This window comes from Pseudarthrobacter phenanthrenivorans (assembly GCF_000813845.1).
Taxonomy (GTDB): Bacteria; Actinomycetota; Actinomycetes; order Actinomycetales; family Micrococcaceae; genus Arthrobacter; species Arthrobacter phenanthrenivorans_B.
Genome location: NZ_JWTB01000020.1, coordinates 22,959 through 48,424 on the forward strand (window position 1 = coordinate 22,959; position 25,466 = coordinate 48,424).

Consider the following 25,466-nt stretch of genomic DNA (forward strand, 5'->3'; position numbering starts at 1 on the left):
GAGGTGCGGGAAAGCGCTTTCTTGATCGAATTACAACGTAGTAGACCGCTGGCGGGCGTGCAAGGGGTAATTCGAGGGCAGGCTATTCGCCGGCCGTACCGCCTGTGCCACTGCCTGGTTGTGGACCCGGCCGTCGTCGGCCGTTGCCTGGATGTCAGGACTTCCGGGCGCTCTGGCCGCCGCCGTGCTTCTGTGCTGGACTGGTGGGGCAGTGGGCACCACCCGCCGTTCCCAGCGCCCGCCGCAGGGCGCGGCGCCATTCCAGCCACAGTCAGCCGGCCGGCCGCGGCCGGCCGTTGGGAAGGATTACTCATGGCACAGTACAAGATCGGATATTTCGTAGGCAGCCTGGCCAGCGGGTCCATCAACCGGGTCCTGGCCAACGCCCTGATCAAACTCGCCCCGGAGGAACTGGAATTCGCCGAGATCCCCATCAAAGACCTCCCGCTCTACAGCTACGACTACGACGCCGACTTCCCGCCGGAGGGCCGTGCGCTCAAGGAAGCCATCGAGACCGCGGACGGGATCCTGTTCGTATCCCCCGAGTACAACCGCTCCATCCCCGGCGCCCTCAAGAACGCCATCGACTGGGGCTCCCGCCCCTGGGGCACCAACTCGTTTGCCCGCAAGCCCACGGGAATCATCGGCGCCTCCCCGGGCAGCATTGGGACGGCGGTGATGCAGTCCTCCATGCGGGCTGTCCTGAGCTTCCTGGACGCGCCGCAGCTCAACGCCCCCGAGGCCTACGTCAAGTACGACCCCGCCGTTTTCGGTGACGACGGCGAGGTCAAGGATGAGTCCACCGCCAAATTCCTGCGCCACTACATGGACGAGTATGCGGCGTTCGTCGCCAGGGTCCTGGCCGCCAACGCGCCCGGGCACATCGGCGACCTGGAGCCGGACAGCGCCAAGCTCTCCCGCTGATTTTCCGGTCCCCGGCCGGCATGCGGATGCCCGCCGTCCCAGCAACGGCGGGCATCCGGGTCTTTGGTCCGCAGCCCAATCCAGCGGCGCCCACTCCAGCGGCAGCCCAGTCCAGCGGGAGGGTCAGTCCAGCGGCAGGGTTACTGTCACGCTGGTGCCGCTGCCGGGAGTGGAGCTGATGTCCACGGCACCGCCGGCTTCCTGCACTGCCACCGCCATCAGGCGCAGCCCGTACCCGTGGTGGCGCCCGCAGGTGGCGAGGCTGCTGTCAAAGCCTGTGCCGTCGTCGGCCACCACAAGGCGGATGCCGTGGTCAACGGCTGCCAGCTGGATGTTCAACGAGGACGCGGAGGAGAACTTGAACGCGTTGCTCAAGGCCTCGCGGGCGGACTGGTAGAGGAGGGACGCGCAGTCCGCCGGGATCTCGATGCCCCAGTGCGGAGTATCCCAGTGGACCGCGGTCCCGCGCTGGCGCAGGGGAGCCGTCAACCGGTCGATGCATCCGGCCAGCCCCAACGTGTGGAAGTCCAGCGGCTGTTTGTCCGTCAGCACTCCCCCCACGGTTGTGACTTCGTTGTCCAACGCTGCTTTGCTTCCCATGACTTCCTGCTCCCCACAAGCTGGTTTTGTCTTATGGCTTCAGCGTGGACCTGGAAGTTCTAGGGATCGCAAGGTTTGACTCAAGATCCCATCAATTCCCAGCGCGCTGCCTGACGCGGGCCGTACGCCTGGCCGACCCGGACCCGGCCCGGCAGGGACCGGCTTTGTTTCAGCTCCAGCGGACGGGGGACGGAAGACATATGCCTACCTGGTTAATGTCACTTGTCTGGGGCACCGGCGCCGGTGCCGCCCTGGTCCTGGGCGCCGCCGTGTCGTGGCGCTGGTCCATTCCGTCCAAAGTCGTCTCCACGATCATGGCCTTCGGCGCGGGCGTGCTGATCTCGGCCCTTGCCTTTGAGCTGGTGGACGAGGCCGTCAAGGGCGGCGGCCTGTGGCCCACCGCCGCGGGGTTCCTGGCCGGCGCCGTGGTGTATGTGGGTGCCAACATGCTCCTGGCCCGGGCCGGAGCCAAGCACCGCAAGCGGTCGGGGGACCAGCAGCCCTCCGAAAAGGACGATCCGGGCAGCGGCACGGCCATCGCCGTCGGCGCCTTGCTGGACGGTGTGCCGGAGTCCGTGGTGCTGGGCGTCGGCCTGCTGGCCGGGGGAGCGGTAAGTCCCGCCATGCTGGCGGCGGTCTTTATTTCCAACGTGCCGGAGGGGCTGTCCGGAACGGCCGGCATGAAGAAGGCAGGCCGGAGCAGGGGCTACGTGTTTGGGCTGTGGGGCGGCATTGCGGTCCTCAGCGGGCTGGCGGCACTGCTGGGATACGTGGCGCTGGAAAATGCGCCCGAGGAGCTGGTGGCCTTCATCACCGCCGTCGCCGCCGGCGGCATCCTGGCGATGCTGGCGGACACCATGATCCCCGAGGCTTTCGAGGAGCACCACAACCTGACGGGGCTCACCGCTTCCGTGGGTTTCCTGACGGCATTCACCGTGCACCATCTGGGGTGACGGAGCCGGTGAACACCGGCAGCACGGACACGGCGTCAAAGACGACGGACCGTATCCGCAGCATGTAGCGTGCAGGGAGATCAATAGCCTGAGGGGGCAGCGCTTTGAATTTCACCTATTACGGGCAGCGACCGCCGGAACCGTTGACGTTGTTCTGGAAGCTCGTCATCACGCTGGCCGCAATCGTCGGCGTTTCCACCTGCACCATCCTCGGGCTCCTTTACGTGCACCTCTTCGTCGGGACCCCCGGGACTGTGGGAGTGCTGGAGCGGCAGTTGACCAAGCAGGATGCCATCCCCGCCATCCAGGATGAGGAAGGCGACGCGAAAATCGGCGAAGCCCGCTTCCTGGCCTCGTACGAGGACATCTCCTACTACGCCACCCCCGGCATGGAGCCCGGGGTGGCCTGTCTGGTGGGAAAGGCGCCATGGGACGACTACTGGTCCTACTGGGAAGCGTGCAGCGAGATCCGCGATGGCCGGGACGTCCTGGTGGAAGTGCAGGATCCCGACACCAGGGACATCCTTTTTGTTCCCGACCAGTTCGACCACGGCCCGCTGGAACGGGACGGCTGGGTCACCCTGCACCGCAACCTGCTGATCCAGCCCCTGTCTGAAGCCCCGCAACCTGCCGATCCCCCGCAATCTGGAGAACGCCTGACCAGCAACGCCCTTCATCTGAAGGCACCGGTACCGGCAACGGCGGAGTAGGCCCGGCACGCTCCAGGCGGACCACTGCAGCCGCCTCAAGGGGACCGCTCCCGGCCCTTGCTAAGGTGGACGCCACTGCGCCCCGCGCCCGGGATACCTTCTGCCACTGCGGATATTCGGGCCTGCGGGCCACCCCGCCTCTTGCGAATGGAGCTTCCTTGTCCTTGATTGTCGGTGCCTACCCTGCCCAGCCTGCCGAACGTCAGGAGCAGTTCCATCACGGCCTTGCCGGCATACCCTCCATCCGGGGACTGGAACTCCCGTATGGTCCGTACGGCGGTACCGGATGGCCGGCCGGGGCAGCCGATGGATGGTCGGCCATGGTCACGGCCATCCCGGGCACCATGCAGCGGCTGGACACCAACGGCACGTTCGGGCTGGCGTCCGCCGATCCTCAAGGCCGCCGGGAAGCCCTGGAATTCGTGGCCGGCGTGCGGGCTTATGCGCATCAGCTCCGGGACGAGGGACATGAGGTGGAGGCGGTGGAACTGCATTCCGCCCCGACCCGCAGCGCCTCGGCCCACTGGTTCCAGGAATCACTCAAGGAAGTCCTCGAGTGGGACTGGGGAACGGCCCGCATACTCATCGAGCACTGCGACGCCCCACGCCCCGGCAGCACCCCGGAAAAAGGTTTCCTGGCCTTCGCGGAGGAAGTGGACACCGCCGTCGCACTCCGCGGCCAGGGCTGGGAGCAGGTAGGCGTCAGCGTGAACTGGGGACGCTCCGTCATTGAGTCGGGCAACCCGGATACGGCGGTGCAGCATCTGGCGCTGGGGCGGGAGGCAGGGGTTCTTGCGGGCCTGATGTTCTCCGGCTGCTCGCCGGAGGAAACCGGATTCGGCTACCCCTGGATCGACGCGCACCTTCCGGCCGTGGAGGTTGACGGAGCGCCTCCGAGTTCCCTCCTGAACGGCCGGGAGATCGAGCGCTGCCTGGAGGCCGCGGGGCCCGTTCCCATCCTGGGCTTCAAGGTGGGGCTTGGGCCGCAGGAGATCACGCCGGCCGAACGCGTGGACCGGTTCCGGCAGATGTCGAGCCTGCTGGGCGGGTAAGGGCCCACGTTCCAGGGGCACCTGCGCTACACAAGCACCGGTGCCGCCAGCCTGCCGTCCCGCATGGTGGCCACGGCATCCGTCAGGGGTACGAACTCGGTGTCATGGGTGACCATCACGGTCGCCACCGAAAATTCGCTGGTCACCTGCCGGAGCAGGCCGATGATCGAGGCGCTGCGCTCGTGGTCCAGCGCCGCCGTCGGCTCATCCACGAGCAGCACCTTGGGGCTGCCCATGAGCGCGCGGGCAATGTTCACCCGCTGCCGCTGGCCGCCCGACAGCTGGTGCGGCAGCTTGTCCGCGCTTGCGGACAGGCCCACCACATCCAGCAGCGCAGCTGCCTTGGCGCGGGCCGCCCGCACCGGACCGCCGCGCAGGTGATCGCCGATGATGAGTTGTTCGACGGCGGTGAGCGAGGGCAGCAGGTTGGGCTGCTGGAAGATGATGCCCACCTTGCTCCGCCGCAGGGCGGTGAGCTCTTTGTCCCTGAGGCCCGTGGTGTCGGTCCCGTCGATGACGACTTGCCCGCGGGTGGGGCGGACAAGCGTGGCGGCGGCGGCCAGGAGGCTGGACTTGCCGGACCCTGAAGGCCCCACAAGGGAAACCAACTGGCCCGCGTGCGCGGTGAGGCTCACCCGGTCCAGGGCGGTGGTGGTGCCGCCTCCGTCCGGGTATTCGAGGGTGACGTCAACCAGGTTCAGGGGAGCAGGACTAGTCATGAAGGATTCCTTTCGGGAAACGGGAGGTTCAGTTGCCGCCGAGGGCCAGCAGCGGGTCGACGGCGGTGGCGCGCCGGACCGCCAGGGCGGCGCCGGCCAGGCCCAGGGCGACGATCCCGACGACGGGCACCACCGTGGTGCCCAGGTCCAGCAGGAAGGGGGCAGCCTTGGCTGCGAATGATCCGGCGGCGGCACCCACGGCTCCACCTGCGCCCGCACCCGCCACCAGGACGATCGCGGCCTGGGCCATGGCGTCCCGGAGGATGTAGGAACCGGGCGCGCCCATGGCCTTCAGGACGGCGATATCGCGGGTGCGCTGGATGGTCCAGACGGTCAGGAACGCCACGATCACCAGGGCCGAGATTCCGTACAGGAATGCCTGCATCAGGGTCAGGGAGCCGTTCTCGCTCTTAAAGGAGCCCAGCGCCTGGAAGGAACCGGTGCGGGACTGGCTGACGGTGCCCGCCGCAGCATCCGCCGCGACCTCGTCCACCGCCGCCCCGTCCGCGTAGGTGACGGCGACGACGGTGGCCACCTGGCCGCCGTCGGACGCGTGCGCGGCCTTGGCCCACGAGGGGAGCGCCGTCCACACCACGCTGGTGTGCGCGTACCACTGGTCAGGGACCACGCCGGCGACGGAGAGGTCCACGCCGCCCACGGAAATCGTGTCCCCTTGGCCAACGGACAGTGCCTCCGCGGTCGAGTTGCCCACCACGGCGGTGCCGGCGGTGACCCCTGCCGGCGCCAATGGACTCCCTGGCGCGACGCCGAAGACTGCCACGTTCGCGGTGCCCGCACCGCTGGCCGTTTGCGCCCGGGTCTGGGTGATGCCGAGCGGCTCGGCGGACTGGACGCCGGGCTGGTTCCGCCAGCGGTCAACCTGGGCTGCGGTCACGGAGCTGTCCGTGTAGGACGCTTTGGGTTCGGCCTGCCGCGGCGCCCCGAAGGCGATGGTGTCCACCGGCCGGGCGGTGGCGGCTCCCAGCTTGTCGATGGCCGAGGTGGACTGCTCGGCGAGCCCTGCCGTCAGGCCGGACAGCATGACCAGCAGCAGGGTGATCAGGGCTACGACGCCGCCCATCATGGCGAACCGGCCTTTGGCGAAGCGGATGTCGCGGATTGCCAGGAACACGTTGTTTCTTCTCTCAGCAGGGGTGGATTCTTCTGTCCTTCCACTCTTCCGGCGGCAGGCCGGGGCCGCATCGCGGGGACGGTTGATCCGCGGGCATGGAATGGTTGAACGCGGAGTCAACCTTTCGGTTGATCCGGCGCCGGCATCCGCGGCATAAGCTGATGAAATGCCTGCCACGCCCCTGCTCCCATCACCCGCGGAGCCTGCCGGCATCCCGGCGAAGGGGCCGCTGAATGCCCTGGAAAACGCGTCGTCTGCGGCCATCCTCAGGGTCCTGCGCGTCACCCTCCACACGGGTTTCGCCGTCCTGCTGGCCGTGGCCCTGGTCCGGATGCTGGTGGCCGGCGGTCCGCTGCGCTGGCTCTGGGCGGCCGCCGCCGTCGTCCTGGCTGCCGTGTACCTGGCCGGGACCGTCCTCGAAAAGCGCCATGCCGAGGCCCGGACCGGGTTCAACCCGCGCCGCTACGGCTTGCTGTGGCTGGGACTGGTGACAGCCCTGTGGGCGTTCCTGCTGGCCGGCAGCGCCGACTTCGCGTGGCTTGCCTTCCCGATCTTCTTCCTGCACCTGCACCTGCTGCCCCGCCGCGCCGCCCTGCCGGCGATCGCACTCATGACCATGGCGGTGATCGCCTCCCAGTGGGCTGCGAGCGGTGCCCCGGTCCCGCACGCTGCCGCCGTCGTCGGGCCCGTGCTGGGGGCTGCTTTCTCCGTGATCACCGGCCTTGCCTACGCCGCCCTGTACCGGGAAGCCGAGAACCAGCGGCGCGCGGCGGACGAGCTTCGCCGCACCCGGGAGGAGCTGGCCAGGTCGCAGCATGAGGCGGGCATGCTGGCGGAGCGCGAGCGGCTGGCCCGGGAAGTCCACGACACCCTGGCGCAGGGCCTGTCCAGCATCGTGCTCCTTGGACGGGCCGCCGGGCAGTCGCTGGTAGAGGGTGATGCGGCCACGGCTTCGGCCCGGCTGGCCCTGGTGCAGCAGACTGCGGCGGACAACCTTGCCGAGGCGCGCAGCTTTGTCCGCGGCCTGGCGTCACCGCAGCTGGAGGGGGCCACACTGGTGGAAGCCCTGCAGCGGCTGTGCGATCGGACGGAGACTGACGCTGCAGCGTCCGGAATGGCACTGCGCTGCCGCCTGGAGGTGGACGGTGAGCCGCGGGACCTGCCCCAGCCGGTGCGCGTGACCCTGCTGCGGGCGGCGCAGGCGAGCCTCGCGAACGTCCGGGAACACGCCCGGGCCGCGACCGCCGTCGTCAGCCTGGCCTTCCTGGGCAGCGAGGTGACCATGGACATTTACGACGACGGCACGGGCTTTGACCCGTCAGCTGCGGCAGCTGCCACGGGCGCCGCCGACGGCAGCGGGTTCGGGCTGCGCTCGCTGGCGGAGCGCGTCAAGGCGCTGAACGGCTCGGTGGCAGTGGAGTCAGCACCGGGCGAGGGCACCGTGGTGGGCATCCGGCTGCCGCTGGAGGGTGGAATCGATGGGTGAGGTGCGCGTTCTGCTGGTGGATGACCACCCTGTGGTCCGGGCCGGGCTCAGGGCGATGCTCACCGGTTTCGACGGGATTTCGATCGCCGCGGAAGCCGCCGACGGCAGGGCCGCGCTGCATGAGCTGGCGCGGCTGACGGCGCTGGGTGAGGCACCGGACGTTGTCCTCATGGACCTGCAGATGGGGGAGGGGATGGATGGCGTTACGGCCACCGCTGAAATCCGGAAGCTCCACGGCGCGCCGCCGGTCCTCATCCTCACCACGTACGACACGGACGCGGACATCCTCGCCGCGGTGGAGGCCGGGGCCGGCGGCTACATGCTGAAAGACGCGCCGCCGGAACAGCTGCGCCAGGCGGTCCTGCAGGCGGCGGCGGGCGGGACGGTCCTGGCGCCGCGGGCGGCGGCGCTGCTGATGGACCGGATCAGCAACCCCGGCACCGCGCTTACCCCGCGGGAAGTGCAGCTGCTGGAACTGCTGGCCACCGGCCTCTCCAACCGGGCCATCGCCAAGCAGGTCTTCATCTCGGAGGCCACGGTGAAGACGCATCTGGTCCACATCTACGGCAAGCTCGGCGTGGACAACCGGACTGCCGCCATCGCCGTGGCCACGCAGCGGCGGATCATCCGGCCGCCGGGCGGCAAGGGCTGACGTCAGCGGGAGCATGGCGGCCCTACCGTGCAGTAGGTTTATTCCACTGACCCCAGGCCATGCTGTTCAAAGGAGAATGAATGTCCCGTCCGGTTCCAGCCGTTGATGCCCTGCTTGCCACCTACGGCGCGGCCGACGCATGCGCCGCCGACCTGCTGTGTGACAACCACGATCCCGATGCCGTTGCATTCACCGTGGTCGCAGCCGACCTCTCCGCGGAGGACATCACCTACGGCGAACTGCGGGAGCGCTCGGAACGGGGAGCCGCCGCCCTGGCAGAACTGGGGGTCGGCCCCGGGGACGCGGTGGCCACCCTGATGGGGAAATCGGCCGACCTCGTGGTCATGCTCCTGGCCATCTGGCGGCGCGGCGCCGTCCACGTGCCACTGTTCACGGCGTTCGCGTGGCCGGCCATCGAGCTTCGGCTCACCGCTTCCCGCGCAAAGGCTGTGATCACCGACGCCGACCAGCGGGTGAAGATCAAGGACACCGGAGCCGCCGTCGTGGTTGCCGGTGCAGAAGCCGCCCACCCCGACCTGGCGCTCGCGCCGCTCCTGGCCCGGCAGCAGCCGGGGATCCCGTCCGAAGCCGTGGGCGGCGACGCCGCCCTGGTGCTGATCTTCACGTCCGGAACCACCGGCGCCCCCAAGGGGGTGCCGGTCCCCGTCCGGGCGCTGGCCGCCTTCCGCCAGTACGTGGAACTGGGCCTGGACGTCAGTGAAGAGGACGTGTTCTGGAACGCCGCAGACCCGGGCTGGGCCTATGGCCTGTACTACGGGATCCTCGGCCCCATGGCGGCGGGACGGCGGAACCTCCTGCTTCGCCCCGGCTTCTCCCCGGAACTCAGCTTCAAAGTGCTGGATGCCTTCTCCGTCACCAACTTTGCCGCCGCTCCCACGGTTTACCGCACCATGCGCGCGAAGACCGGCGCCGGAACCGGGCCCTTCCACCTTCGGCGCGCCTCATCCGCCGGTGAGCCGCTGACGCCGGAGGTGATCAGCTGGGCGCGGGAGGTGCTGGGTGTTCCCGTGCGGGACCACTACGGGCAGACCGAACACGGAATGATGATTATCAACGCCTGGCATGACGACGTGAGGACGGAGCTTCGGCCAGGTTCCATGGGCCGGCCCCTGCCGGGATGGAGCTGTGCGGTCCTCAAGGACAACGCCGACGAGCCGGCCGCCCCGGGTGAGCTGGGCCGCGTTGCCGTCAACGTGGCTAACAGCCCGATGATGTGGTTCAAGGGGTACCAGGATGCGCCGGAGAAGACGGCCGAACGGTTCAGCGCGGACGCCCAGTGGTACCTGACCGGCGACGCGGGCATGGTGGATGAGGACGGCTACTACTTCTTCTCCTCCCGCGATGACGACGTGATCATCATGGCCGGCTACCGGATTGGGCCCTTTGATGTGGAGAGCGTCCTGTCCACCCATCCGGCCGTCCTGGAAAGCGCCGTGGTGGGCGCCCCCGACGAACTGCGCGGCGAAGTCCTCGAGGCGTACGTTGTCCTGGCAGAGGGGACAACCGGCAGCGATGCGCTGGTGGCTGAACTGCAGGCCATGGTCAAGACGCAGTTCGCGGCCCACGCCTATCCGCGCCGCATCCACTTCGTGGAGGAGCTGCCCAAAACGCCGTCCGGGAAGCTGCAGCGCTACATCCTGAGGCAGCAGCGGGCGGCGGAACTCGGCCGGTAGCAGGGCCGGAACGGACGACGGCGGGGCGCGGGCACCAGGGTTCCATGCCTGGGTGCCGCACGCCGCCGTCGTGGTTCTTTTAGTGCCTCGCGTCAGGCCGACCCGCCCACCAGCCGCTGGCCGGTCATGAACGGCGCATGCGTGGCCGGCGCCACGTTTTCCGCCTGGCTTCCCGCCAAATGTGTTGGCCCTAACAGGTTTCCTCAGGAACTCAACGCGGAAACGTCCCGAATTTCCCTTTTTGCGCGGTCTTCTTGACCCAACTTTGTAGCTTTGTTGCCACTTCTCTGCCGCTCGTTTGAGGTCCGCTTGGAACACTCAAAAAGAAACTGATGCAGCGGATATTGGGGTGGATGAAGTGAAGTGCCATGCGTGGAATTCGACACGCAAAACCGTCGCCGGGATTTCCCGGCGGGCGGCAATTTAGTGATCACCGTCATAATTCCGGCCCACAATGAAGAATCGGGAATTGGCGAAACCCTCAGGTCCCTCAGGAACCAGACAGTTGTTCCGCACAGGGTAATTGTCGTTGCAGACAACTGCACCGACGCCACCGAGGAAATTTCCCTGGCCGCAGGGGCCGAGGTTGTGAGGACCGAAGGCAACACGGACAAGAAAGCCGGGGCGTTGAACTTCGTCCTGGCTGGCCTGCTGCCCGGTTCCGCGCCGGAGGACCTGATCCTGGTGCAGGACGCGGACTCGCAGCTGAGCCCGGACTTTATCGAGCGCTCAGTGGGCTACCTGGCCGCGGATCCACGACTGGGTGCAGTGGGAGGCGTCTTCAGCGGCGGCCGCGGCGGCGGTTTTGTGGGGCACCTGCAGCGCAACGAGTATGCGCGCTATGCCCGGGACGTGCGCCGCCTGAACGGCAAGTGCCTGGTGGTCACGGGCACGGCCGCCCTGTTCCGGGCCCGGACCCTCCGGGACGTGGTGGAGGCCCGCCTGGCCGGTGTCCTGCCACCGGGAAACGGCAGCGGCGGCGTCTATGACACTTCGGTGCTCACGGAGGACAACGAACTGTCCTTCGCGCTGCTGACCCTCAAGTACCGCATCCGCTCCCCGGCCGACTGCACGCTGGTCACGGAGGTCATGCCCACCTGGCGCGAATTATGGGCCCAACGGCTGCGGTGGAAGCGCGGCGCGGTGGAGAACTGCGTCCAGTACGGGTGGACCCGGGTTACCCGTCCCTACTGGGGCCGGCAGTTCCTTTCGGTGGTTGGCGTAGTGGTTACCCTTGCCTACCTCAGTACGGTGGCGGTTGCACTGGCCACGGGCGCGGGAATGCATATCCAGCCTTTCTGGCTCGCCGTGACCGGTGTCTTCGTGATCGAACGTGTAGTGACTGTACGCCTGAGGGGGTGGCGGTACATGCTTGCCGCCCTCACGATGTATGAGCTGGTCATCGACCTGTTCCTGCAGGCAGTCCACGCGAAGGCCTATGCAGATGCAGTATTCAACAAGAAGAAAGCGTGGTAACCCATGTACAACAATCCAGCAATTCCCGCGGCAGCCGGGGCCGGGTCGGGCACCCTGGCCATGACCGGTGCGGGCGATATCTTCTGGTTCGCCCTAGCAGCCTTCGCGCTCCTGGCGCTCGGCATTGCCATCAAGAGGATCGTCCCGGTCCGCAGCTCCAAGTAGCGCGCGCTGCCAGGGACGGCATGGAAAATGCGGCTTACCGGAGCGGTAGCCGCATTTTCCATGTGTGGACTGCGGGCTAGGTGGTCACGGTGACCGGATTGGAACACGCCGAGGCATCGCAGATTTTGTAGGTGGTGGTGCTGCCGCCCTTGGCGCTGGTGGTGAAGCTCCCGGTGTTGGGAACGGACTTCTGCGTGTTGTTGGCCCACAGCGTGACGTCGGTGCCGGTGGCCCCGCTCCATGTCAGCGCGGTGGACCTGATGGACTTGGACTTGGTGGTCGAGGCACTGAGCTTGATGGCTGACACCTGCCCTGAAGGTGCCGGCGCTGCGGCGGCCGTGAAGGAAAAGTCCCGGACCACCACGCTCTCGGGTTTCACGTGGGCAGGATCGCCGCCTCCTCCGCCCGTTACCCAAAGGTCGAAGTGGACCTGTTCCTTGGCCGGCACCGGAACGGTGGAGCCTTCGAGGACCGTCCGCTTGAGAAGCGTGCCGTTGTAGCCTTCGCCGGCGAAGGTCTCGAAGGTGATCCGTCCCGGCTCCCACACCATCCGGTGGGTGGTGATGGGGCTGTTCGTAACGTCGAAGGTCACCGTGTTATTGCCCTGGCCCGGCGGCTTGGTGGCATCGAACCAGTAGCCGTGCCCCTGGCTGACGGGCCAAGACTGGCCGTACGCGGCCCCTCCGCCCCAGGCCGACGCCTCACAGAGGTCGATTTCGTTGTAGCCAGGCGCGGCGAGGGGGTCGTACGTGAAGAGGCAGCCCCACACGACTTCCTTTTGAAGCATGCTGAGGTCCTTTTCAACGGTTGTGCTGTAGGTGCCGTAGCCGAACCCGTGCCGGGTGGACTGGAACTCCGCGCCCACGGGTGCATCCCCGGTGGGATTGGTGAGGTTCAATGTGACGTAGCCGTTGGCGTCCGGGTTGCCAACATTGGCGGCGGCAAACAGCCGGTTGTACTGCGGCGCGCCGCCCCAGGAACGCTTCTCCCAGTTGAAGCCCTTCCAGGCGAAGCTGCCGGCCGGCCCGGGATTTGGATCAAGGGGAGTTGTGTCGGCGGACTGTGCGGCAGGCATACCTGCCAGCGTAGCCACGGCAACGGCTGCCAGGATTGGCCAGGCCTTCCGGCGGCGTGCGGGACGGTAGGAGGAAAAGCGAAAACAAGCCATGCAAACGCCCCTTATCAACTGCTCCCAGCGAGCAAAGTTGCGCCCCTGTTGAGCACAGGTTGATCATCAGCCACCCGCCGGGAAAAAGGCAATAGATAATTCACGCTTTCAGGATTTTGAAGCTGCCTCAAGGAACGCGCATTTATCAATCAAGCTCAAGGCTGGCGCACAGTAACCGAAAGAATGGTTTTTCAAGCAGCCAACTGGGTAATGTCCTAAGGACGCAACGGCGCGATTCGCCGGCCATCCAACCACCATTTGACTTCGAATTCCTTTCAGGCAGTTTGTTGTCCCGGTCAGGGAAGCCATGGGCTGCTGCCCATGCAAGGACCAAAAGGTCCCACGGGCAGTGCCGCATTCTGAAGGTGGCCGGCAATCACAACTTTTTAAATGGGGGCATGGATGGTTGAGCGCGGCGTTGCCGTGGTGGTGGAAGACGACGACGATGTGCGCACCGTTTTGACGGACGTCCTGCTGCAGTCGGGCTTCGCTGTCAAGACCGCTTCCACGGGCAAGGACGGGGTGGAAGCTGTGCGCAGCCGCCACCCTGACATTGTCCTGATGGACGTGGGCCTGCCTGACTTTGACGGCTTTGAGGCCTCGCGGCGGATCCGCACATTCAGTGACGCCTACCTGATCATCATCACCGGCCGGGTGGATGAGGCGGATGCCTTGATGGGCTTCGAGGCCGGCGCGGACGACTACCTGCATAAGCCGTTCCGGCCCAGGGAACTCCGGGCCAGGATCGGGGCCATGCTTCGCCGGCCCAGGACCCAGGGTCCACATCGGCCGGAAAGCCTTGCGCCCGAACTCCGCCCGCCGGCCCGGCCGACGGACCCTGCGCTTGCGATGCCCGCAGCTGAGGGGTTGGCAGAAGCAGGCAAGGCCGCGAACCGCGGCTACGACTTTGCCCACAAAGGCCTTACCCTGCACGAGGACTCCCGGCAGGCGGCCATCAACAGCGTTCCGGTGGAGCTGACCCGCACCCAGTTCGACCTGCTGTTGGTGCTGATGGAAAACGGCCGGACGGTGCAAACCAAGGCCGACCTTGTGCGCAGGCTGCGCAATGAACCGTACAACACCGGCTCATTCGTCAGCTCGGGAGAAGAACGGGCGGTGGAAGTTCATCTTGGCAACCTTCGGCGCCGGCTGGGTGACAGTTCCCGCCGGCCCCGGTGGGTCGAAACCGTCCGTGGGGTGGGGTACCGCCTGACCCAGTGACGGGGAAAAGTCTCGCCGAAGTCCGGCGCCTTTTGCCGTGGCGGCTGTTAGCGTGGAGGCCCAGCCACTGAAGGAGGAGCGATGTCCATCAATTCACCTGATTCACTGCCCGAAGAAGATCCGCAGGAGGGTTCGGCGGCGGATGCCGCCGGGAACGGGTCCGGCAAGGGCAAGGCCGACGGCGGGATCCCTGGCGGTAAGGACGGCGTCGGTATTTCCGATGGTGCCGAGCCCAACACCTTCGAGCCCGAGGAGGACCCGGACGCCGCCGCAGGCGCGGCGGACGACTGACCCCCGCCGGCACCGATGGACCAGGCAGCCGCTCAAGGTTGGCTCAAGATTGACCGAAGGTGCTGTTTTTGGTGCAGCTGCCTGCCTACTGGCCGGTAATTTTAAAGCGCTTCCGGTCAGTTCCCCGGCAGGAAGCATTGGAAGCCCCTGCGCTGGAGCCTGACTCGCGCGGGGGCTTCCCCCCAACACCAGGGCTGCCTCAGCGGGCGGCAGGGGCCACGTCCTCGAAGTGCTCAACGACCGGAAACGGCTCATAGAAGTGGTGCAGCAGCGCCCGCCATTGCTGATACTCCGGGGATCCACGAAAACCCACCGTATGGTCCTCCAGGGTCTCCCACGTGACCAGCAGCAAATAGGTACCGGGGGATTCGATGGAGCGGGACAGCGACAGCGAGACGAAGCCCGGCATGGAAGCGATAATCGGCCGGGCCAGTTCAAAAGCAGCCTCGAATTCCACGTCCCGGCCCGGAAGGACGGGGAGCAGCGCATGTTCGGTGATCACCGCCCTATTTTCGCAGGTCAACTGTGGGATCCGGGCCGGCGCATTCCCGGGATGCTGTGGCAGGGCTGTACGATCTCCGGGGACCCTTTTGTGGTCGGAAAGGGGGACGGGAATTTGGCGGGCACTCATTCCACTGGGACTGCTCTCAGGGACGCGGCGAACCGTGACGAACTGCTGCAGGAATATGGCCTGGCGTCCTCCGCCTCAGAGGCATCCCGGTACCCCGCTGTGGAACTTTCCCTGGAACCCCTCCAGAACCTGGTCGAGTTGGCCGCCAAGCTCTGTGGTGTCCCTTTCGGCGTCATCAACGTGGTCACATCGGATGAGCAACGCCAGGTGGCCGCCGTCGGCTTTGAAGCAGCCGTATGCGCGCGGGAGGACTCGATGTGTGCGCAGGTCTTCCTCTCGGGGAGGACAACCGTTGTTCCCGACGCTTCCCAGGACCCCCGGCTTGTATCGAACCCCTTCGTGACCGGGGAGATCGCTGCCGTGCGGTTTTATGCCTCGGTGCCGCTGGAGACGGCGTCGGGGTTCGTGCTCGGATCGCTGTGCGTCTTCTCCAATACGGCCGGCACGCCGGAGCAGGACCAGCTGGACATGCTGGAGATCCTGGCCCGCCAGGCGGTACAGCTCCTGGAACTTCAGAGGCGCACCCTGCAGCTGAACACCGCGCTGGAGGAGGTGCGGGAAAGCAACGCCAAGCTGGCAGAGTTCGCCGGCCGCGTCAGCCATGACCTCCGCGGACCGCTGACCACCATGCTGGGCTATGTGGAGATGGGCGAGGACGACCCCGAGGTGGGCAGCGACCACCCGGCGGCCGAGTATTTCCAGCTGATTGGCTCCAGTGGGCACCGGATGCTCCGCATGCTTGAGGATGTCCTGACCTATTCCCGGATGGGCGGAGGCATCCAGCGCCAGCGCACGTCACTCCGGGCTGTGGCGACCGAGGTGGCCAGGGACCTGGGGTTGCCGTTTGGCCCCGACGCTGTCCTGGACAGCGGGGACATGACGCTCCAGGTGGACCGCGGCCAGCTGCGGACCCTGCTGCAAAACCTGGTGGCAAATGCGGTGAACTACCAGAGCCCGGAGCGGGACTTGGCGGTGCGGATCAGCGGCACTTCGAACTATCACGGATCAACGGTGGTAGTGGCCGACAACGGCAAGGGGATAGCGCCGGAGGACCGGCAGCGCGTGCTGGAGCCGCTGGTCCGGCTGCACCGGGAGGGTGACGGGCAGGGCTCGGGGCTGGGCCTGGCCATCTGCCGCCGGATCGCGGAAGCGCACGGAGGGGAGCTGAGCCTCAAGGAGACTCCCGGCGGAGGAACCACGGCCGTGATCAGCTTCCCCGACGACGCTTAGACGCTTAACGGCCACACGGAGGCGGGGCCGGCTGCAGTGGCAGCCGGCCCCGTCCCTGTTCAGTTCTTAGCTGGGATCAGTTCAGGTCGAACCGGTCCAGCTCCATGACCTTGGTCCAGGCGGCCACGAAGTCGTTGACGAACTTCTCCTTGGCGTCGTCGCTGGCGTAGACCTCGGCGAGGGCCCGCAGCTGCGAGTTGGAGCCGAAGACCAGGTCCACCGGCGTGGCCGTCCACTTCAGTTCGCCGCTGGCAACGTCGGTGATCTCGTAGATGTTTTCGCCGGACTCGGACGCCTTCCACTTGGTGCCGGGCGAGAGCAAATTGACGAAGAAGTCGTTCGTCAGGACCTGCGGCTTGTCCGTCAGCACGCCGTGGCTGGAACCGCCCACATTGGTGCCCAGGGCACGCATGCCGCCCACCAGCGCCGTCATTTCCGGGGCAGTAAGGTCCAGCATGTAGGCCTTGTCCAGCAGCAGCGTTTCCGGCTGAAGCTTCTGCCCGGGGCGCAGGTAGTTGCGGAACCCGTCGGCCCGCGGCTGCAGGTACTGGAAGGATTCGACGTCGGTCTGGTCCTGCGAGGCGTCCGTACGTCCGGGGCGGAACGGCACCGTGACGGGGAACCCGGCGTCGGCTGCTGCCTTTTCGACGGCGGCCGCGCCGCCCAGGACGATCAGGTCCGCCAGTGAGACCTTCTTGCCGCCGGCCTGGGCCGAGTTGAACTCCTCCTGCACCTTTTCGAGCACCGGAAGAACGGTTGCCAGCTCTTCCGGTTCGGAGGCTTCCCAACTGCGCTGCGGTTCCAGCCGGATCCGGGCGCCGTTGGCGCCGCCCCGCCGGTCCGTCTTGCGGTAGGTGGCGGCCGACGCCCAGGCCGTGCCGGCCAGCTGCGGGATGGTCAGGCCGGAATCCAGCAGCTTGGCCTTCAGCGAGGCGATGTCCTGGTCATCGACCAGTTCATGGTCGACGGCGGGAACGGGATCCTGCCACAGCTGGGCTTCCGGAACCCAGGGGCCCAGCATGTGCGGGCCCACGGGACCCATGTCACGGTGCAGCAGCTTGTACCAGGCCTTGGCGAATGCCAGGGCGAACTCGTCCGGGTTCTTCAGGAAGCGGCGGCCTATTTCCTCGTAGACGGGGTCGAAGCGCAGCGACAGGTCGGTGGTGAGCATCGTGGGGCGGTGCTTCTTGTTGGGGTCGTGGGCGTCCGGAATGATTTCCGGGGCGTCCTTGGCCACCCACTGGTGTGCGCCGCCGGGGCTCTTGACCAGTTCCCACTCGTACTCGAAGAGGATTTCGAGGAACCGGTTGCTCCACTGGGTCGGCTTGTCCGTCCAGGTGACCTCCAGGCCCGAGGTGATGGTGTCCGCGCCCTTGCCGGAGCCATAGGTGCTGAGCCAGCCCAGTCCCTGCGCCTCCAGGTTGGCGCCTTCCGGTTCGGGGCCCACGTGCGCGTCGGCGGGCCCGGCGCCGTGGGTCTTGCCGAACGTGTGGCCGCCGGCGATCAGGGCGAAGGTCTCTTCATCGTTCATCGCCATCCGCTTGAACGTCTCGCGGATAAAGGCCGCCGCCGCCACCGGATCCGGATTGCCCATGGGGCCTTCGGGGTTGACATAGATCAGGCCCATTTCGGTGGAGCCGACGTCCTCCGCCATCTGGCCTTCGCCGATGTAGCGTTCGTCGCCCAGCCAGGCGTCTTCGGGGCCCCAGAAGATCTCTTCCGGCTCCCACACGTCCTCACGGCCGAAGGCGAAGCCGAACGTCGTGAAACCCATGGACTCCAAGGCCACGTTGCCGGCCAGGACCAGGAGGTCGGCCCAGGAGACTTTCTGGCCGTACTTCTGCTTGACCGGCCAGAGGAGCCGCCGGGCCTTGTCCAGGTTGGCGTTGTCCGGCCAGCTGTTCAGCGGCGCGAACCGCTGGCCGCCGTCGCCCGCTCCGCCGCGGCCGTCGTGGACGCGGTAGGTGCCGGCCGCGTGCCAGCTCATGCGGATCATCAGGCCGCCGTAGTGGCCGAAGTCCGCCGGCCACCAGTCCTGGGAGGTGGTCAGGACCTCGGTGATGTCCCGCTTGAGGGCCTCGACGTCGAGCTTCTGGAATTCCTCGCGGTAGTTGAAGGAGGTGCCAAGGGGGTTGCTGGCCTGGCCGTGGGCGTGCAGCACGGAGAGGTCCAGCTGGTTGGGCCACCAATCCTGGAGGGTCCGTGGCCGGGTGCCTTTGGGCTGGGGCGAATCGATGGCAGGGTTTTCACTCTCGCTGCCCTGGGCAGTGGCACTGCCATGGGCCACCGGGCACCCGCCCTCAACCTTCTGGTCCAGGCCCTGTGCGCTCCCGGGAGTGGGGACCGGGGGATGGTCTTGGGGTTCGGTCATGTGCTTTTCTCCTTCCGTTGGGCCGAGGCCGCGGTTGGACTCGGGCAGCCGGTGCAACCCTCCCATTGGAACATAGACGGAGGTGCGGAGGAGACCCCTCTTTCAGCGCCGGCCTCCTCCGCTTGAGTTAGCGGTCCGTAACAGTTGGTCAATCGGTTGTGGGACTTCCGCCGCCTTATTTCATAATCAAAAGTGCGGATTCCGGGGGCTGGTCCGCGCGCCAACCATTCCGTCCCACCCTTGCGTGGAGACCTTCAAAATTTCAGGAAACAACTTCATGGACGGTTCAAGCCTTGTTGCCCTCTTCCTTGCAAGGAGCGACGATACTGCCACCAGCGCCCTGCCGCGTGCGCCGAGGAAGGTCCGGGCAAAGAAGCCCGGCCTGTCCCGGCGGGAAGCCTTCCGGGGCCGGCTGGCAAGCGCCCTGCACCGCCTGGCGTGGGCCATTGAACCTGATGCGACGGGCACGTACTAGCGCCTTTAGTGCGTTGCGCCCAGTTCGATGAGCAGGACGCCGCCGATAATGAGGCCGAGTCCAAGCATCATGACGGCTGTGATGGTCTCCTTGAAGAAGATGCGGCTGGCCACGGCAGTCAGCGCCACGCCGGCTGCCGCCCAGATTCCGTAGGCAACCCCGAGGGCCATGCCCTGTTGCAGGGTCAGCGTCAGGAACGTGAAGGCCACGACGTAGCCGACGCCGACCTGCAGGTACCAGCGCCGCTTGCCACCGGAGGCCACGCGCAGGAACAGGGTGGCGGTGACCTCGGTCAGGATCGCTCCGGCCAGCAACAGCCACATCATCGGCTGGCCAACTCCTTCACCGGTTCGTCGGCGGCCTCTTTGCGTGGGCCGAGTTCAACGCACAGTACCCCGCCAATCACCATGGCGACACCGACCATCATCAGGGGTGTCAGTGCTTCGCCAAAGAGGACAGCGGCCAGCAACACCGTGAGGGTTACTCCCAGCGCAGACCAGAAGCCGTAGGCAACGCCAAGGCCCAGCCCCTTGCGGAGGACTCCTGCGAGCAGGGCAAAGGAGGCGGCATACCCGATAACCACCACGACGAAGAGAGCCGGATTGTCCAGGGCCGCCTTCAAGGAGAGGGATGCCGTCACCTCACTCAGAATCGCCCCGGCGAGAAAAATCCACTTCATCCATCAGTCCTTGAAAAGTTGTGGCGAGGCTGCCGCTGCTGTCCTGGATGGACAGCAGCGGCAGTCCCGCGGGTACGCCATCAGGCGTGAGCGCCGCAGATGGCCTCGTCCATGGTCGCACGACCGTCCGGAAGGCCGTTGGGAGACACAATGCACCCCGCCTTGATAACCGTTCGGGATCGGCTCTCGTCCCAGAGCACTGAGGGCTCCTCGAAGGGATTGCCGTCCAGTATCACCAAGTCCGCGCATGCCCCCTTCGCGATGCGGCCCAGGTCTTCGCGCCGGAGCAGTGCCGCGTTCGTTGAAGTCGCAGAGCGGAGTGCGTCGTGGACGCCGAGCACTTCGCACTGCAGGCGAAGCCCGGCCAGCTGTTCATCCTCGAGCTCACCCATGAGGTCGCTGCCGAAGCCAATCCGGACACCGGCGTCGCGCGCCAGTGTGACGGCGTTCTTGCCGGCGGCCAGCACTTCCTGGTTCTTGGCGGCGCCCACCTCGGTAAGTCCGATTTCCGCTCCACGGCGGCCCATCGCGTCGTACGTCACCAACGTGGGCACGAGGTAGACGTCATGTTCCGCCATGAGGCGGGCGGTTTCAGCATCCAGTAGGTTGCCGTGTTCGATGCAGCGGACTCCGTTGAGGACTGAGTGCGTGATGGCTTCTGGTGAGTAGGCGTGCGCGGTGGCGTAGCTGCCCCGCCGCGATGCCTCTTCGGTGACCACGCGGATTTCCGCCGCGCTGTACTGGGGCACACGGATCGGATCGACCGGAGAAATCACTCCTCCGGAGGTCATGAGCTTGATGGCCGTTGCGCCGGTCCGGAACCGGTGGCGCACCGCCAGCAGCAGGTCCTCGACGCCGTCCACCACCTCGCACATGTGGCCGCCATGGAAGCAGCTTCCATCGTTCGCGGCGCGGATGTCGCCGTGGCCGCCGGTCTGGCTCAGCGCCGGACCGGTAAAGAAATACCGGGGACCGGGGTACAGTCCTTCCTCGATCGCAGTTGCCAGGCCTACGTCACCCCCGGCCACATCCCGCACTGAGGTGAAGCCCCGGCCGAGCGCGGCCTCAAGCCTGCGGGCACCGGCCAGAGCTGAGTAGCTCAACGGCCCGGTTTCGTTTATCGCCGACGTCAGGCTGAGCGCATAGGCATGGAAGTGGGCATCGATGAGGCCGGGAATCACCACCCGGCCGCCCGCGTCGAGTACGATTCCGGCGCCACTGCCTTCGTCGGTGCTTTCGACGGCGGTGATCCTGCCGTCACGGACAATGATGGAGCCCTCAATGAGTGCGGGGGATTCGCCGTCGAAGATCCTGGCGTTCCGAATGGTCAGGTTTCCCTGGGAGTTGGGGATCACGTGGAGTGTTTCCTTCCTGTTGCAGGGCGCCGCTAGCTGGTGGCTGCCAGAGCGTCTTCGAGGAGCTGGACAGAGCGCCTCGCAACCTCTACGGCGGCGTCCACCGAGGACTGGTCATAGCTGCCTTCGGGCGCCAGGAAGTTCATCGAGCCGATCGTACGGCCGCCGCTCACCACCGGAACATTGACGATCGCGCCGCATCCCAGCGATTCGATGATTCCGGAGTCGAAGAAGAAAGCCCTGACCGCCTCCCTGTCAGCGCCCAGGAACGGCTGCTGGCCGATGAGGACCTGCTCCAGCCAAACGGGGTTGGTGTCGCCCTCGAGGGTCTTCTTTCCGCCAACCGGGTACACCTCGGGGTGGGTGGTGTAGATGCGCGCCATGCTGCTGCCTTCGTCGGCGATGACGGAGGCAGTGAAGAGACGGACGCCGACATTCTCCCTGGCGGAGGCGTAGACGTCGTCGAAGGATTCAAACTGGGAACTCATTGGAGTCCTTTCTGGTTAGGTGCGGATCTTTGAAAGTTTGTTTTCCTTGTGCTGTCGCCTGCAGCACGCCCAGGATCAGATGGACGGACAGCAACTCGGACGGATTGTCCAACGGGACGCCCAGCTCGCGCGCACGGGTCAGCCGGGCCTGGAGGGTGTTGCGGTGCACGTCGAGGGCGGCCGCAGCCACGCTTACTGACCCGCGGTGAGCAAGGAATGCTGCTACCGCAGCCACTATCGCGTCCCTGTCAGGGGAGGCCATCAGCCTTGGCAGGGTCAGCTCAGCCACCAGGGCCACAGCGTCCCTGTCGACGAATGTGGTGGCTGCGGCTACGCCCAGGCCGGCGAAGCCCAGGACCGTGCCTTGTCCCGCTGACAGGGCGGAGACAGCAGCCAGCCGTGCCTCCTGAATAGTGGACGGAAGCGGTGGAGCCTCCTCCGCCCAGCGGGACAGGCCGGCCACCAGGCCCAGCTCGGCCAAGGCAGGCTGGAGCCGTGCCTTGAGCCGGAGTTCAAGCTGTGCCACAACTGCCTCGTGCGCGGCCGGAACAAGTGCCAGCCAGCCGCCGTCGACCTCCGCCAGGGGACTGCGTGCAGCGACCTTCCGCCAGAGCAGCCGCAACACAGCGGTCAAGTCGTTTCCGGGCGCGTGCATGCCGCCGCTGCGGCAGAACCACACAGCGGTGTAGCGTTCGTGCCGGCGCCACCCAAGCTGTGAGAGGAGGTGCCGGTGGTCTTCCTCAAAGACCGTGCCGGAAGAACCTGGGCCTTGGTCCAGCCCGGCAAGTGCCGCGGTGGGAACGGCACGGGCAGCGCCCCTCGAATTGCCCATCAACCATGCGGCCTTCACGGAAGGGGCAGCCACTTCCAGGATCGAACGGACCAGCCGCAGGTTGAGGACGCCGGAGGCCGGTACGCGCGCGGTGAGGGCCGAAGGGGCGGCGGCGTTGGCAGTGCCCACGTCAACCTTGATGACCTCTGCCGGGTCCCGCGGGGCAATGCCGGCTGAGGCGAGGACGATGCCGTCGTATTCCAGCGAGACGCCCACACCGTCCAGTTCACCGGAGATGGTCTTGAGGACGTCACTGAGCGTAGTGTCCTTGGCCACGGCGCGGGCGAACCGGGCGAGCTCGGCATCCACCACGGACAGGGCGGCACCGATTTCAGCGGCCAAAGCCAACGCGACTCCGGCGGGGTTTCCTTCCGCCGCCAGGAGGGTGATGCCCAGCCGCTCAGCCAGGCCGATCACAGCACTGGAATAGGTGCTCCCGGCGACGACGACGGCACTGGCCCGCCGCTCCCACGCATGCCTCAGTGCGGCCGATACGAGCCATCCACCCGAGCCCATTTCTGCCGAGAGGACCACCACGGTGTTCGGCCGCACCCGCTGGATAGCCTCGAGCTGGGAGACCAGAACGACGCTTTCAATCAGAGCACTGGCGGGGGTGAGATACAGCGGGGTGGTGCCGCGCAGCGACCCGTGCGCCAGCAGGCCCGCAACATCGAGCCGGGTGTCCGTGTCCTTCCTCGACCTAGCCATGGTGCCGCCTTGGATGCTTGAGCGGAATGCCGAATGCAGCCGGTTCGGCCAGGTCCAGCCCCGCCTCCGAATACCATTGCGGCGCGGCGTTGAGTTTGAGCACATCGACGACGTTGCCTAACCTGAGGTCGTCGAGGCTGGCCACGGAGCCGTGCTCGGAGTTGAGCAGTGTCACCATGTCGGGGACGGCCGCTGCTACGGCACCGTCCACGAGCACCAGCAGAATCTCATTCTGGATCTCCAGCCGGATGATCTGCCCGGTGGTTTCATCCTCCAGCGTCACACTGGAGGGCTGGGCCGGCAGTCCCAGGTCAGTGGGGCGGGAGAAACCTTCGATGTGGCTCACCCGCGCCCGTGCAATCCGCGTCACGCCCAGGAAGTCGGCAAGTGACAGGAATTTGCTCTCCGCCGAGGTTTCGGCGTCGAGGATCTCTCCTATGCGGATCATCCGGCTGATGGAGCCGTGGACTCCATGCTCTGCCAGCTGCCGCGCAGAACATGGATACATCACGGTGGCGGCCCAGCCGCCGAGCTCGGTGACGAGAGCGCGGACCAGCGTCTCAGCGCGCTGCGGATCACCCGCCTCCACCAGCGCCCGCTCACCGGTCACTCCCATGAGCGCTATGGGGCCGATAGCCACGCCCCCGATGTTCAAGGTGGTCTGGCTGATCAGGGGGAAGACGCGCCCCATCGGATCGGAGTCGATTACAGGAAGGGAAGACTGCAGCCCCACCATCAGCGGAATGATTCCGTTGATGTTGGCGGCGGCGAGTGAATAGATGGCCCGCACCTTGCGTCCGAGCCTGGTTTCGATGGCCTCGATACAGCCGGTGAATTCGTCTCCCACGGGTGGCATGTCAGCAATGAACAGTCCTTGGGTCACCATGCCGACAGCCACCACTAGATCCTCCGGGGCGAGTTCCTCCACGGTGATGAGCTCGACGGACCGGTCCTGCATTGCCTCCTGGATCATGCCAGCGTAGACGTGGATGGCGGTGGGATCGATGGCGCAGGCCAGGAAATGGGCGCCGGTTCGGAGGTGCGCCACGTCGTCGGCCGTGAGAATGGTGCTCATGCCGTGGCCTCCACGGCATGAGCGGTCGGCGCCCGTTCCTCAGAGCCGGACCTGCCACCCGCGGCCTGAACCCGGATCCGGACGATTCCGGGGTTCCCGTATGGCATGGCGAAGACGTTTGATTCAATGATGCGGGTGTCCGTGGGACTCGCGCCCAGCTGGACTGCACCCGAGCTCGCTTCCTCCTCGGCCCGGTGCTGCACTCGCTGGAGCTCCGCCTGTCCGCTTACCCTTTCAAGCCTGTCGATCCACGCCGTCAGCGGTGTCGCGGCACAGCCTATGAGGGCCAGATCCCGGGCAACTGGAAGTGTTGGCACCAGGTTGTACTCAAGCGCGGTGTCCTGGCTGGTGCGGATGTCGGCGACCACTGACGGGATGTCGGGCCGGACTGGATGGTTGGCCGTGTATGGTTCCACGATGGCGGCGTTGGTGGCGAGGCTCGCTTCATACCCCTGCCGGATGAGGCTGCGCGCAACAGGAAGACCGCCGCGCATCTTTCCGACGCGCACACCCTGATCGGTGCAGACAACCACTTCGCCGTCACGCAGCCCGCCCAGCGTTGCGGCGCCGAGGAGTGCCATGGCAGGTTCCGGACGAAGGGCGTGCACGGGGGCTACCGCCAGCCGCGCAAGGGGTGCCCGCCCGCCGTCGTTCCTGGCATAGGAGAGGGTGGCCGAGGGGAAGTGACGCTTTCCTGCCTCTTCCAGCATTGCCGCCAGCTCTTCGCCCGATTCCATCAGGGCGCTGTTGAGGACGGCCGTGTAGTCACGGTCGCGGAACACGCTTGAGTAGAAATCACTGGAGATGCTGATCCGCATGCCGCTGTTGTTGGACAGAATGGCATCCGCGATGCGGGTTTCGTGCTCCGGGGAGGCGGTGGAACCGACGGCGGTGATGGCTACGTTCCTGACGCCTGGAGACAGGATGGAGGGCAATTCCAGCAGGAATGCTTTCAGGTCAAGCGGCGCCAGCGGCCGTCCCCGCAGGTCGTGGCCGCCGCGGACATGCATAGTCCTGATGACTGCAGGCTCGATATGTGCAGGAAGCTTGGTGTTGTGGAACTGATCAGCCGGAGGGCGGGGAGAGATGCGGATAGCGACCACGTCCCCTGGGTGCCCCGCGGCGAGTACGTTTCCTACGTCGGCCGTTATGTCTGTGATCCGGCCTCCGAACTGCTGGCGTAACGCGGACAGCACCCGGTCCAGCGCTTCAGCCAGGCTGCCGGCCTTCATATGTTCGGCCAGGGAGATGACGGAGCGTCCCTCCAGAACAAGCGCCCGGCAACTGCTGCCCTGGAGCATCAGTCCTATCCGCATTGCCGGGCCTCCTGTTCAACTTCCTGCCGGGCCCCTGGCCCGCGGTGCATCCGTGTCATATCT

At 66.5% G+C, this 25,466-nt stretch carries 26 protein-coding genes; 13 read left to right on the plus strand and 13 right to left on the minus strand.

Annotated features, from left to right (window positions below):
* Positions 1-312 precede the first annotated feature (312 nt).
* Positions 313-924 (plus strand): NADPH-dependent FMN reductase, encoded by a 612-nt coding sequence (locus tag RM50_RS11025; RefSeq protein ID WP_043452550.1) that lies wholly within the window; start codon positions 313-315, stop codon positions 922-924.
* A gap of 123 nt (positions 925-1,047) precedes the next feature.
* Here the strand turns inward: RM50_RS11025 and RM50_RS11030 are convergent, their stop codons facing one another.
* Positions 1,048-1,524 carry a sensor histidine kinase gene (locus RM50_RS11030; protein WP_043452551.1) on the minus strand — a complete coding sequence of 159 codons (477 nt, stop codon included), beginning with the start codon at positions 1,522-1,524 and terminating at the stop codon, positions 1,048-1,050.
* Between the two features lie 200 nt (positions 1,525-1,724).
* Here RM50_RS11030 and RM50_RS11035 point away from each other — a divergent pair, with 200 nt between their 5' ends.
* The 3 genes from RM50_RS11035 to RM50_RS11045 all read left to right on the plus strand — a co-directional run bounded on the left by RM50_RS11035 (position 1,725) and on the right by RM50_RS11045 (position 4,239).
* Positions 1,725-2,477, plus strand: coding sequence for a ZIP family metal transporter (locus RM50_RS11035; RefSeq protein WP_043452552.1), 753 nt, complete (start codon positions 1,725-1,727; stop codon positions 2,475-2,477).
* Positions 2,478-2,581: 104 nt separating this feature from the next.
* Positions 2,582-3,187 (plus strand): hypothetical protein, encoded by a 606-nt coding sequence (locus tag RM50_RS11040; RefSeq protein WP_052260160.1) that lies wholly within the window; start codon positions 2,582-2,584, stop codon positions 3,185-3,187.
* A gap of 158 nt (positions 3,188-3,345) precedes the next feature.
* Positions 3,346-4,239 (plus strand): DUF4862 family protein, encoded by an 894-nt coding sequence (locus RM50_RS11045; protein WP_043452554.1) that lies wholly within the window; start codon positions 3,346-3,348, stop codon positions 4,237-4,239.
* A 26-nt stretch (positions 4,240-4,265) separates the two neighbouring features.
* Here RM50_RS11045 and RM50_RS11050 read toward each other — a convergent pair whose 3' ends face one another.
* Both RM50_RS11050 and RM50_RS11055 read right to left on the minus strand, forming a co-directional pair.
* A complete protein-coding gene (locus RM50_RS11050; RefSeq protein ID WP_043452555.1) occupies positions 4,266-4,958 on the minus strand; it encodes an ABC transporter ATP-binding protein in 693 nt (230 codons plus the stop codon).
* A 28-nt stretch (positions 4,959-4,986) separates the two neighbouring features.
* Positions 4,987-6,090: an ABC transporter permease gene (locus RM50_RS11055; protein WP_043452556.1), complete on the minus strand. Its 1,104-nt coding sequence runs from the start codon at positions 6,088-6,090 to the stop codon at positions 4,987-4,989.
* 166 nt (positions 6,091-6,256) lie between these two features.
* Between RM50_RS11055 and RM50_RS11060 the strand changes: the two genes are divergently transcribed.
* From RM50_RS11060 to RM50_RS20870, 5 genes are all read left to right on the plus strand, one after another.
* On the plus strand, positions 6,257-7,576 hold the full coding sequence (locus RM50_RS11060) for a sensor histidine kinase (protein WP_082007046.1): 1,320 nt from the start codon (positions 6,257-6,259) through the stop codon (positions 7,574-7,576).
* Positions 7,569-8,228 (plus strand): response regulator, encoded by a 660-nt coding sequence (locus RM50_RS11065; protein ID WP_043452557.1) that lies wholly within the window; start codon positions 7,569-7,571, stop codon positions 8,226-8,228. The genes RM50_RS11060 and RM50_RS11065 overlap by 8 nt, the downstream gene beginning before the upstream one ends.
* Before the next feature lie 80 nt (positions 8,229-8,308).
* On the plus strand, positions 8,309-9,922 hold the full coding sequence (locus RM50_RS11070) for an AMP-binding protein (protein WP_043452558.1): 1,614 nt from the start codon (positions 8,309-8,311) through the stop codon (positions 9,920-9,922).
* A 426-nt stretch (positions 9,923-10,348) separates the two neighbouring features.
* Positions 10,349-11,398: a glycosyltransferase gene (locus RM50_RS11075; protein ID WP_205622253.1), complete on the plus strand. Its 1,050-nt coding sequence runs from the start codon at positions 10,349-10,351 to the stop codon at positions 11,396-11,398.
* 3 nt (positions 11,399-11,401) lie between these two features.
* Positions 11,402-11,563 carry a hypothetical protein gene (locus RM50_RS20870; RefSeq protein WP_167562163.1) on the plus strand — a complete coding sequence of 54 codons (162 nt, stop codon included), beginning with the start codon at positions 11,402-11,404 and terminating at the stop codon, positions 11,561-11,563.
* A 76-nt stretch (positions 11,564-11,639) separates the two neighbouring features.
* Here RM50_RS20870 and RM50_RS11080 read toward each other — a convergent pair whose 3' ends face one another.
* A complete protein-coding gene (locus RM50_RS11080; protein ID WP_240471944.1) occupies positions 11,640-12,638 on the minus strand; it encodes a hypothetical protein in 999 nt (332 codons plus the stop codon).
* 495 nt (positions 12,639-13,133) lie between these two features.
* On the opposite strand from RM50_RS11080, the gene RM50_RS11085 reads away from it, so the two are divergent.
* Positions 13,134-13,952 carry a response regulator transcription factor gene (locus RM50_RS11085; RefSeq protein WP_043452560.1) on the plus strand — a complete coding sequence of 273 codons (819 nt, stop codon included), beginning with the start codon at positions 13,134-13,136 and terminating at the stop codon, positions 13,950-13,952.
* A gap of 81 nt (positions 13,953-14,033) precedes the next feature.
* On the plus strand, positions 14,034-14,243 hold the full coding sequence (locus tag RM50_RS11090; protein WP_043452562.1) for a hypothetical protein: 210 nt from the start codon (positions 14,034-14,036) through the stop codon (positions 14,241-14,243).
* Positions 14,244-14,442: 199 nt separating this feature from the next.
* Here the strand turns inward: RM50_RS11090 and RM50_RS11095 are convergent, their stop codons facing one another.
* Complete coding sequence (locus RM50_RS11095; RefSeq protein ID WP_043452563.1) at positions 14,443-14,745, minus strand: antibiotic biosynthesis monooxygenase family protein; 303 nt, start codon at positions 14,743-14,745, stop codon at positions 14,443-14,445.
* Positions 14,746-14,859: 114 nt separating this feature from the next.
* Between RM50_RS11095 and RM50_RS11100 the strand changes: the two genes are divergently transcribed.
* Entirely contained in the window at positions 14,860-16,104 is a 1,245-nt protein-coding gene (locus RM50_RS11100; protein WP_043452642.1) for a GAF domain-containing sensor histidine kinase, read from the plus strand.
* Positions 16,105-16,180: 76 nt separating this feature from the next.
* On the opposite strand, the gene katG is transcribed toward RM50_RS11100, so the two are convergent.
* Positions 16,181-18,475, minus strand: a complete 2,295-nt coding sequence (gene katG, locus RM50_RS11105; protein WP_043452564.1) for a catalase/peroxidase HPI — start codon at positions 18,473-18,475, stop codon at positions 16,181-16,183.
* A 277-nt stretch (positions 18,476-18,752) separates the two neighbouring features.
* Here katG and RM50_RS11110 point away from each other — a divergent pair, with 277 nt between their 5' ends.
* Complete coding sequence (locus tag RM50_RS11110) at positions 18,753-18,950, plus strand: hypothetical protein (protein ID WP_043452644.1); 198 nt, start codon at positions 18,753-18,755, stop codon at positions 18,948-18,950.
* 5 nt (positions 18,951-18,955) lie between these two features.
* On the opposite strand, the gene RM50_RS11115 is transcribed toward RM50_RS11110, so the two are convergent.
* The 7 genes from RM50_RS11115 to RM50_RS11145 all read right to left on the minus strand — a co-directional run bounded on the left by RM50_RS11115 (position 18,956) and on the right by RM50_RS11145 (position 25,403).
* Positions 18,956-19,276, minus strand: coding sequence for a DMT family transporter (locus RM50_RS11115; protein WP_043452566.1), 321 nt, complete (start codon positions 19,274-19,276; stop codon positions 18,956-18,958).
* The gene (locus tag RM50_RS11120; RefSeq protein WP_043452567.1) at positions 19,273-19,629 is read right to left on the minus strand and encodes a DMT family transporter; all 357 of its coding nucleotides are present in this window, start codon (positions 19,627-19,629) and stop codon (positions 19,273-19,275) included. Before RM50_RS11120 ends, RM50_RS11115 begins: the two co-directional genes overlap by 4 nt.
* A gap of 80 nt (positions 19,630-19,709) precedes the next feature.
* Positions 19,710-20,984: a metal-dependent hydrolase family protein gene (locus RM50_RS11125; protein ID WP_043452569.1), complete on the minus strand. Its 1,275-nt coding sequence runs from the start codon at positions 20,982-20,984 to the stop codon at positions 19,710-19,712.
* Positions 20,985-21,016: 32 nt separating this feature from the next.
* Positions 21,017-21,472 carry a hypothetical protein gene (locus RM50_RS11130; RefSeq protein ID WP_043452570.1) on the minus strand — a complete coding sequence of 152 codons (456 nt, stop codon included), beginning with the start codon at positions 21,470-21,472 and terminating at the stop codon, positions 21,017-21,019.
* Positions 21,456-23,012, minus strand: coding sequence for a helix-turn-helix domain-containing protein (locus RM50_RS11135; RefSeq protein WP_043452571.1), 1,557 nt, complete (start codon positions 23,010-23,012; stop codon positions 21,456-21,458). Before RM50_RS11135 ends, RM50_RS11130 begins: the two co-directional genes overlap by 17 nt.
* Positions 23,005-24,087 (minus strand): DUF917 domain-containing protein, encoded by a 1,083-nt coding sequence (locus tag RM50_RS11140; protein ID WP_043452572.1) that lies wholly within the window; start codon positions 24,085-24,087, stop codon positions 23,005-23,007. The genes RM50_RS11135 and RM50_RS11140 overlap by 8 nt, the downstream gene beginning before the upstream one ends.
* Entirely contained in the window at positions 24,084-25,403 is a 1,320-nt protein-coding gene (locus RM50_RS11145) for a hydantoinase/oxoprolinase N-terminal domain-containing protein (RefSeq protein WP_043452573.1), read from the minus strand. The genes RM50_RS11140 and RM50_RS11145 overlap by 4 nt, the downstream gene beginning before the upstream one ends.
* Positions 25,404-25,466: the final 63 nt, after the last annotated feature.

Excerpts from the sequence above, each read along its gene's own strand:
- RM50_RS11025 (WP_043452550.1), top strand. The coding sequence starts at position 313 with ATGGCACAGTACAAGATCGGATATTTCGTAGGCAGCCTGGCCAGCGGG.
- RM50_RS11030 (WP_043452551.1), bottom strand. The coding sequence starts at position 1,524 with ATGGGAAGCAAAGCAGCGTTGGACAACGAAGTCACAACCGTGGGGGGA.
- RM50_RS11035 (WP_043452552.1), top strand. The coding sequence starts at position 1,725 with ATGCCTACCTGGTTAATGTCACTTGTCTGGGGCACCGGCGCCGGTGCC.
- RM50_RS11050 (WP_043452555.1), bottom strand. The coding sequence starts at position 4,958 with ATGACTAGTCCTGCTCCCCTGAACCTGGTTGACGTCACCCTCGAATAC.
- RM50_RS11060 (WP_082007046.1), top strand. The coding sequence starts at position 6,257 with ATGCCTGCCACGCCCCTGCTCCCATCACCCGCGGAGCCTGCCGGCATC.
- RM50_RS11065 (WP_043452557.1), top strand. The coding sequence starts at position 7,569 with ATGGGTGAGGTGCGCGTTCTGCTGGTGGATGACCACCCTGTGGTCCGG.
- RM50_RS11070 (WP_043452558.1), top strand. The coding sequence starts at position 8,309 with ATGTCCCGTCCGGTTCCAGCCGTTGATGCCCTGCTTGCCACCTACGGC.
- RM50_RS20870 (WP_167562163.1), top strand. The coding sequence starts at position 11,402 with ATGTACAACAATCCAGCAATTCCCGCGGCAGCCGGGGCCGGGTCGGGC.
- RM50_RS11080 (WP_240471944.1), bottom strand. The coding sequence starts at position 12,638 with ATGCCTGCCGCACAGTCCGCCGACACAACTCCCCTTGATCCAAATCCC.
- RM50_RS11085 (WP_043452560.1), top strand. The coding sequence starts at position 13,134 with ATGGTTGAGCGCGGCGTTGCCGTGGTGGTGGAAGACGACGACGATGTG.
- RM50_RS11090 (WP_043452562.1), top strand. The coding sequence starts at position 14,034 with ATGTCCATCAATTCACCTGATTCACTGCCCGAAGAAGATCCGCAGGAG.
- katG (WP_043452564.1), bottom strand. The coding sequence starts at position 18,475 with ATGACCGAACCCCAAGACCATCCCCCGGTCCCCACTCCCGGGAGCGCA.
- RM50_RS11110 (WP_043452644.1), top strand. The coding sequence starts at position 18,753 with ATGGACGGTTCAAGCCTTGTTGCCCTCTTCCTTGCAAGGAGCGACGAT.
- RM50_RS11115 (WP_043452566.1), bottom strand. The coding sequence starts at position 19,276 with ATGATGTGGCTGTTGCTGGCCGGAGCGATCCTGACCGAGGTCACCGCC.
- RM50_RS11120 (WP_043452567.1), bottom strand. The coding sequence starts at position 19,629 with ATGAAGTGGATTTTTCTCGCCGGGGCGATTCTGAGTGAGGTGACGGCA.
- RM50_RS11130 (WP_043452570.1), bottom strand. The coding sequence starts at position 21,472 with ATGAGTTCCCAGTTTGAATCCTTCGACGACGTCTACGCCTCCGCCAGG.
- RM50_RS11135 (WP_043452571.1), bottom strand. The coding sequence starts at position 23,012 with ATGGCTAGGTCGAGGAAGGACACGGACACCCGGCTCGATGTTGCGGGC.
- RM50_RS11140 (WP_043452572.1), bottom strand. The coding sequence starts at position 24,087 with ATGAGCACCATTCTCACGGCCGACGACGTGGCGCACCTCCGAACCGGC.
- RM50_RS11145 (WP_043452573.1), bottom strand. The coding sequence starts at position 25,403 with ATGCGGATAGGACTGATGCTCCAGGGCAGCAGTTGCCGGGCGCTTGTT.